This is a genomic window from Kitasatospora sp. NPDC054795, from assembly GCF_053611565.1.
Map to the genome: position 1 here is coordinate 1 of NZ_JBSHAP010000232.1, position 7,160 is coordinate 7,160.

General features: G+C 73.8%; 9 protein-coding genes. 4 read left to right on the forward strand and 5 right to left on the reverse strand.

Annotation, left to right across the window (positions count from 1 at the left end):
* A partial coding sequence (locus ACWGJO_RS40390) for a LysR family transcriptional regulator (RefSeq protein ID WP_452190776.1) occupies positions 1–633 on the reverse strand: 633 nt, incomplete at its 3' end.
* 113 nt (positions 634–746) lie between these two features.
* Here ACWGJO_RS40390 and ACWGJO_RS40395 point away from each other — a divergent pair.
* Both ACWGJO_RS40395 and ACWGJO_RS40400 read left to right on the forward strand, forming a co-directional pair.
* Positions 747–2,093, forward strand: coding sequence for an MFS transporter (locus ACWGJO_RS40395; RefSeq protein ID WP_452190778.1), 1,347 nt, complete (start codon positions 747–749; stop codon positions 2,091–2,093).
* Between the two features lie 9 nt (positions 2,094–2,102).
* A complete protein-coding gene (locus tag ACWGJO_RS40400; protein ID WP_452190780.1) occupies positions 2,103–2,582 on the forward strand; it encodes a macro domain-containing protein in 480 nt (159 codons plus the stop codon).
* A 73-nt stretch (positions 2,583–2,655) separates the two neighbouring features.
* On the opposite strand, the gene ACWGJO_RS40405 is transcribed toward ACWGJO_RS40400, so the two are convergent.
* Entirely contained in the window at positions 2,656–3,237 is a 582-nt protein-coding gene (locus ACWGJO_RS40405; RefSeq protein ID WP_452190782.1) for an N-acetyltransferase family protein, read from the reverse strand.
* A 180-nt stretch (positions 3,238–3,417) separates the two neighbouring features.
* Between ACWGJO_RS40405 and ACWGJO_RS40410 the strand changes: the two genes are divergently transcribed.
* Positions 3,418–4,236 (forward strand): TetR/AcrR family transcriptional regulator, encoded by an 819-nt coding sequence (locus ACWGJO_RS40410; protein WP_380550246.1) that lies wholly within the window; start codon positions 3,418–3,420, stop codon positions 4,234–4,236.
* A 61-nt stretch (positions 4,237–4,297) separates the two neighbouring features.
* On the opposite strand, the gene ACWGJO_RS40415 is transcribed toward ACWGJO_RS40410, so the two are convergent.
* Together ACWGJO_RS40415 and ACWGJO_RS40420 are read right to left on the reverse strand one after the other, a co-directional pair.
* Complete coding sequence (locus ACWGJO_RS40415) at positions 4,298–5,578, reverse strand: GNAT family N-acetyltransferase (RefSeq protein WP_452190784.1); 1,281 nt, start codon at positions 5,576–5,578, stop codon at positions 4,298–4,300.
* Between the two features lie 40 nt (positions 5,579–5,618).
* A complete protein-coding gene (locus ACWGJO_RS40420; protein WP_387689064.1) occupies positions 5,619–6,140 on the reverse strand; it encodes a GNAT family N-acetyltransferase in 522 nt (173 codons plus the stop codon).
* A 124-nt stretch (positions 6,141–6,264) separates the two neighbouring features.
* Between ACWGJO_RS40420 and ACWGJO_RS40425 the strand changes: the two genes are divergently transcribed.
* Positions 6,265–6,588: a hypothetical protein gene (locus tag ACWGJO_RS40425; protein ID WP_452190786.1), complete on the forward strand. Its 324-nt coding sequence runs from the start codon at positions 6,265–6,267 to the stop codon at positions 6,586–6,588.
* Between the two features lie 173 nt (positions 6,589–6,761).
* Here the strand turns inward: ACWGJO_RS40425 and ACWGJO_RS40430 are convergent.
* The coding region (locus ACWGJO_RS40430; RefSeq protein WP_452190788.1) for a C40 family peptidase at positions 6,762–7,160 on the reverse strand (399 nt) is incomplete at its 5' end.

Consider the following 7,160-nt stretch of genomic DNA (forward strand, 5'->3'; position numbering starts at 1 on the left):
GGTCGCCGGGTTGCCCGCGCAGACGTCGACGGGGTGCCCCGCCAGCTCGGCCGGGCGCAGCACGGAGCGGTCGGCCAGCGGATGGGTGTCCGCCATCATCACCGAGATCCGTTCCAACCGCACCGGCAGCTGGACGAGTCGGCCGCGCACCGGGGCGGGCAGCCCGGCGAAGCGGCCGAAGGAGGCGTCCAGCCGGTGGGCCAGCAGTTCGGCGGCCGCCGCGGCCAGTCCGCCGTGGAAGCGGGCCAGCAGTTCGCCCTCCGGCCAGGCGGCCCGGGCCCGTTCGAGCACCCGGTCGGCGGTGAGGTCCTGGCCGGTGACGTCACTGTTGAGGTCGAGCAGCAGCGGCCGGGCGGCGGCCCCGGATCCGGCCGCGGCCTCGGCGAGGATCTCGTCGTGCAGTGCGAGGAACCCGCGCGCCCGGGGCAGCAACCGCCGCCCGGCCGGGGTGAGTTCGACGCTGCGGGTGGTGCGGGTGAACAGTGCTTCGCCGAGCTGCCCCTCCAGGGTCCGGACGTCCCGGCTGAGTGCCTGCTGGGCGGTGTGCAGCCGCTCCGCGGCCCGGCCGAAGTGCAGGGTCTCGGCGGTCGCGACGAAGCCGCGGAGCAGGCGGGGGTGCAGGTCACGGGGCATGGGCGGCAGATTAACAACAGCGTGTTGTGAGTGCGGCGAAACAGGTGTTGGACGGCCGCCCGCCACCGGCACCAGGCTGTGAGCACCCCCTTCCCCCTGCTCACAGGAGCCCGATGCCCCCGCGCGCCGTCCTCACCTCCTACCGGCGGCTGTTCGCGGCCCCCGGCGCCGTCGCCTTCACCCTGACCGGACTGCTCGGCCGGCTGGCGCTGTCGATGAACGGCGTCGCCCTGGTGGTGCTGCTCTCCGAGCGGCGCGGCTCGTACGGGCTGGCCGGGGCCGTCTCGGCGGCCGGACTGGTCGCCGGCGCTGTAGGGATGCCGCTGATCGGACGGCTGGTGGACCGGTACGGGCAGGCGCGGGTGACGGTACCGGCCGCGCTGTACAACGCCGTTCCGCTGACCGGGCTGCTGCTCTGCGTCCGGCTCGGCGCACCCGACTGGACGCTCCTCCTCTGCTCCGCGGCCGGCTCGGCGGCACCCAACCTCGGCGGCATGGCCCGCTCCCGCTGGGCGCACCTGTACCGGGACGACCCGGCCGCCCGGCACCTGGCCAACTCCTTCGAACAGGCCCTGGACGAACTCTGCTTCATGGCCGGCCCGGTGCTCGCCATGCTGCTCTGCACCACGCTCGCCCCGGAGGCCGGACTGATCACCGCCGGGACCCTCGGCGCCACCGGCGCCCTGCTGTTCGCCGCCCAGCGGCGCACCGAACCCCCGCTGCCCCCCGCCCCGGCGCAGGGGCGGGAACCGGCCGGACCGCGGCACGGCTCCCCGCTGCGGGTACCCGGGCTGCGGGTGCTGGTGCTGACCTTCCTGGCGACCGGCACGGTCTTCGGCGCGACCGAGATCACCACCGTGGCGTACGCCGACGCGCTCGGCCACAAGGCCTCCGCCGGACTGCTGCTGGCCCTGTTCGCGGCCGGTTCCTGCGTCGCGGGGCTGCTGTTCGGGCTGCTGACCCCGCGCCGGGCGCCGGGCACGCGGTTCCTGATCGGCGCCACCGCGATGGCCTCGGTCCTGCTGCTGCCGCTCGCCGCCGGACTGGGCGGGGCCGGGCTCGGGCTGCTCGGGACGGCCCTGTTCGCGGCCGGCACCGCCACCGCGCCGACCATGGTGACCGGGATGACGCTGGTCCAGGAGCTGCTGCCGCAGCGGCAGTTCAACGAGGGCATGGCGATGGCGGTGTCAGGCATCGTGGTCGGCATCTCGGCCGGGGCGGCGCTCGCCGGGACGGTCGCGGAGCGGGCCGCTCCGGGCACCGGCTACCTCCTGCCCGCCGCGGCCGCCGGGCTCGCGCTGCTGATCGCGCTGGCGGGGCGCCGGCACCTGGCGGCGCGCGGTGCGGCGGCCGCCGCACCGCCCGAGAGGGTGCCGGGTGGAGTGCCGGGCGAGACCCCGGGCGGGGCGTCGAGCAGGGCGCCGGAAAATGCCGCGCAGATTGTCAGTCCCACCCTCTAACGTCGAGGCATGGGGGAAATCACGTACGTCCGAGGCGATGCCACCACGCCCCAGGGCAAGGGCGTGAAGGTGGTCGCGCACGTCTGCAACGACCTCGGCGGCTGGGGCAAGGGCTTCGTGCTCGCGCTCTCCAGACGCTGGCCCGAGCCCGAGGCCGCGTACCGGCGCTGGCATCGAGAGCGGGCGAAGAACGACTTCGGCCTGGGCGCCGTCCAGCTGGTGGCGGTCGATCCGCACGTCTGGGTGGCCAACCTGGTCGGCCAGCGCGGCATCCGCACGGGGCGCTCGACCGGGGTGCCGGTGCGGTACGAGGCGATCGACACCGGACTGGCCGCGCTCGGTGAGCACGCACTCCGGCTCGGCGCCTCCGTCCACATGCCGCGGATCGGCTGCGGCCTGGCGGGCGGGCGGTGGGACCGGGTCGAACCGCTGGTCACCGCCCGGCTGGCGGCCCGGGGCGTACCGGTGACCGTCTACGACGTCGACTGACGGCCTGCTCCAGCAGGTCCTCCCCTTCCACCGATCCGCCTTCGCGCCTCTCCACCGTTGCGCCGACCGGTTCCTACCGGTCGGCCGGCTCCGTCCGGTCGGACCCGACCGCCACGCGCGCGGCCGGCCAGGCGTACACGTACTCGGGCAGCAGGAACCCGCCGGGGAACTCGCCCTCCTGCGCCCGGACCCGCTCGGCGCCCTCGCGCTCGTAGAAGGCGATCGCGCGGGTGTTGTCCCGCAGCACCTCCAGGGAGAGTCCGGCCCCGGGGTGCCGCTCGGCGACATGGGTGCGGCCTGCGGTCAGCAGCTCGCGCCCGATGCCGCCGCCGTTCAGGCCGGGGCGGACGTGCAGGTTGTCGATCAGCACTCCGCCGTCCGGCTGCGGGACGAGGTAGATGAATCCGACCATCACGCCCGCTCGTTCGGCGATCAGCAGTTCGGGCGTGTTCTCCGGCCCGCCGTAGTCGGCGCAGTCGGTGTCCAGCCGCAGGATCCACAGCTCGCGTCGCTGGGCGACCATCCCGTCGCCCAGTCCCGCCTCGGGGACGATTCCGCGGTAGGTGGTGCGCCAGCTGTGGGCGTGCAACTCGGCGACAGGCTCGGCATCCTGCACTCCGCCGCGCCGGATGACGATCCGTTCTGAACTGATCATGTGACCAGCCTCCCACAGAGATGGAGTTGAACATGTTCAACCGATACGTCTACAGTACCGCTCAGTTTTTGAACGCGTTCGAAATGAGGGGGGTCGCCGTGGCACCGGATGCGGAGGGGGCATCCGGTGCCACGAACACCGACACCGGATGGAACGTCGTCTCCGGCTAGGCTCGTGCTCGTGGACGACCTGGCAGCGACGAACCGAACGGACGGCGAGAACGGCACGGCCGGGGCTCCGGCCGCGCCCGACCCGGGGAGCGGGACCGGGCCGGAGGGCGGAGCACTGCCCGGCGGCCGGGCCCAGCCCAAGACCGACAAGAGTGAGGCGACCCGTGCCCTGATCCTGGAGACCGCCATGCGGCTGTTCCAGGAACGGGGCTACGAGAAGACCACCATGCGCGCCATCGCCACCGAGGCCGGCGTCTCGGTGGGCAACGCGTACTACTACTTCTCGGCGAAGGAATTCCTGATCCAGGGGTTCTACGACCGGATGACCTACGAGCACGCGGCCGACGCCAAGCGCCGGATGTCCCACACCCGGGACTTCTCCGAGCGGCTGGAGATCGCACTGACCTCCTGGCTCGACACGGCCGCGCCGTACCACGAGTTCGCCGCGCAGTTCTTCCGGACGGCAGCCGACCCGACCAGCTCGCTGAGCCCGTTCTCCAACGATTCCCACCCGGCCCGGGCGACGGCGGTCGAGCTGTTCCGCGACGTCCTCCAGGGCTCGGAGCTGGCGCCCAAACTGGACGCCGAACTGGTCGAGCTCCTGCCCGACGTGCTCTGGCTGTACCTGATGATCGTGGTCCTCTACTGGGTCTTCGACCGGACCGAGGACACCGAGCGCACACGGGAGTTCGTCCGCCGGTCCACCCCCATGGCGGCCCGGGTGATCAACCTCTCGCGCTACCGGGTGTTCCGGCCGATCGTCCGCGACGCCAAGGGCCTGATCCAGGACTTCATCCTGCCCACCATCGGCAAGACGGCGGTCAAGTAGCGCCCGCGGCAACACCGGAGGCCGGCCCGCGAACGGGCCGGCCTCCGGCGCGGGAACGGGCTCAGAACTCGGTCGGCGTCCAGGCCCGCACCGGGGTGCGCAGCAGCAGGTCCACGGCGGCCGCCGCCCCCGGGCGCAGCTCGCCGACCAGGGCGGCCGCGGCCAGCCTCGACGCCGTCTCCGCGCCCAGGTAGAGCGAGCCCAACTCCGAGGCGCCGAGCGCGAGGTCGGCGTCGTCCGTGGTCCGGGTGCAGCGGCCGGTGCCGTCCTCGGCCGCCTCCAGCGCCCAACGGCCGGAGGCGTAGCCCAGCTTGTCGTCGACGTCCAGCACCACCCGGCCGGGGGCGCCGTAGCTGCGGGCGCCGAACGCGGCCTCGACGTCCAGCACTCGCACCCAGACGAGGTCTCCGTTGTCCTCGTGCGGGGTGGCCGCGCGCGGATCCTGGAGCAGCAGCGGCAGCGGGTCGTCCGGGCCGAGGTTGCGCACCTCGACCCGGGCCATCCAGTCCACCGACAGCACCAGGCGCCAGAGTTCGACGGCGGTGGGCAGGTCGAGGGCGATGAACTCGTCCACGGAGAGCGTGCCGTCGGGGTAGGCGCCATCCCACTTGGGGTCGATCCGGTAGAGCACCAGGCCGGTGACCGTGCCGGCGGCATCCCGGTGGACGGCGGCGAACGGCTCCTTGAAGTCGTCGCCGGACGTGCGGACTTCGCCGCTGGTGCGCTCCCACCAGAGCGCGTCGCGCTCGATCGCACCCGGCTGGGTGCGCCGCCAGCGCTCGTACAGGTCCGCGCCCAGCTCGCGCAGCTCCGCCATGGTCACGAAGTCGATCCGGCCGCCGGGGACGCCCAGCAGGCCCTCGCGCAGACCGCGGGTGCGGCGCAGGTCGATCCTCCAGCCGCTGCCGTGGGTGGCCGGACCGAAGCCGAACCGGCCGTAGATATTGTACTCGGCGGCCATCAGGACGGCGACCGCGCAGCCGCGCTCGGCCGCGGCCGCGAGGTCCCGGCGCATCATCGCGCTGAGCAGGCCGCGCCGGCGGTGGGTGGAGCTCACCGTGACGTTGGTGACGGCGTCGGCCGGGACGACGGACCCGCCGGGGACGGTCAGTTCGGTGTCGAAGCTGCGGAAGGTGGCGATCTGGCGCTCGCCGTCGAAGCCGGCCAGCATCCGGCCCGGCTCCCACTGCCGGCGGCGCAGGTCCTCCGCGACGGCCACGTGGGGGCGCAGGAAGCCGAAGTTGAGCGCCCGGTTCCACTCCGCCACCTCGTCCACCGAGACGGCCCGGACCTGGAGCCCGCTCACGCTGTCGACGTCCGTGTGATCGATGCTGTTGCCCATGGGGCCACCGTACGGCGGCCCTCCGGGGGTGGCATCCGAATTATTCCGTGCCCGACCCGTGGTGCTCGCCGGGCACCACCACCCAGTGGTTGGTGCGCAGGACGCGGTCCGCGAAGTCCAGGTCCCGCTCGCCGACCAGCCGGAAGCCGAGCGCCCGGCAGATCCCGTTGGACGCTCCGTTGGTGGTCCCAGGGTTGGCGTGCACCTCGCCCCAGCGGCCGTCCTCGGCGGCGGCGTCCAGCACGCTGCGGACGGCCGCCTTGGCGAGGCCGCGCCCCTGGTGCTCGGGCAGCACCATCCAGCCGATCTCGGAGACGCTCTCGCCGTCCTCCTGGTCCGACCAGAGTGTGACGATGCCCGCCGCCTCTCCGTCCTGCGCGCCGTCCGGCACGATCATCCTGATCCAGGAGCTGTCCCCGGCCACCAGGGCCAGGTCCGCGCGCAGCCGCTCCTCGACCCGCGCCCGGGGCAGCGGGCCGCCGAGTTCGGCCATCATCACCGGGTCGCAGCGCATCCGGACGTACGCCCCGACATCCCCCGCCCGAACATCCCGCAGTCGCACGACGCCTCCTCAATGCCGGTCCTCGCGGTCACGCTAGCGCGCCCCACCGACAGTGGCGCCCGGGCCGGCCCGCCTGACATCCTCGTGCCGGTTCAGGTACAGACGATCCGCTTCGGGGGGAACCATGGAGGACGAGTACGTCCGCAGGCTGAAGGAGTACGAGAGCCGGGCGCTGACGGCGAAGCTGGTCGGCGGGCTGACCGTGGCCGGCTGGCTCTGGGCGCTCTGGCTGGTCCTCGCGCCGGGCAACGGGCTGTGCGGCTCACCGGCCTTCTACCAGCCGACCGGCTTCCACCTGGCCGAGGTCTGCGACTCCGAGATGATCGGCCGGGTCGGCGGCGCGTTCGCCGTCTTCCTCGTGTCGCTCCCGGTCGCCGCGCTCTGGGGCTGGACAGTGGTGCGGCTGCGCGACAGCCGCCGGGCGGTGGCCGCCGCGGCCGGCCGGTAGCCGGGTGGGACGGCGGCCGGCTCGGCCTCTCGGACGCCCTCGGTGCCGAGTACCTCGCGCCGACCCGGCCCCGCGGGACGCCCTGGTCGCACTCGCCCCGTCCTCGCGGCCGCCGCCGAGGGGTGGTGCCGGCCGCACCCGTCGAGGCGCCGACCGGCACCCGGGCCCGGGCGTCAGGGCCTGGCGTAGAAGTCCGGGGTCCCCATGATCCAGAGGCTGGCCTGCTTGACCGGCATGCCGACCCGCGGGGCCTCGATCATCTGGTCGTCGCCGATGTAGAGCCCGACGTGGTGGATGTCGGCGGCGCGCCCGGTGTCGGTCCAGAAGACCAGGTCGCCGGGGCGCAGCTGGCGGTAGCCGATCGGGGTGCTCTGGGCGTACTGGTCGGCGGCGAAGTGGTTGAGCTGCCGGCCGCCCTCGCGCCAGGCCATCATCGTCAGCCCGGAGCAGTCGTAGCCGCCCGGGCCCTCGCCGCCCCAGACGTAGGGCAGGCCGATCTTGGACTTGGCGAAGGCGATGGCGGCGGCCGCGCCCTCGGCGGACCACGGACGGGCGAGGGGCGGTGCGGCGTG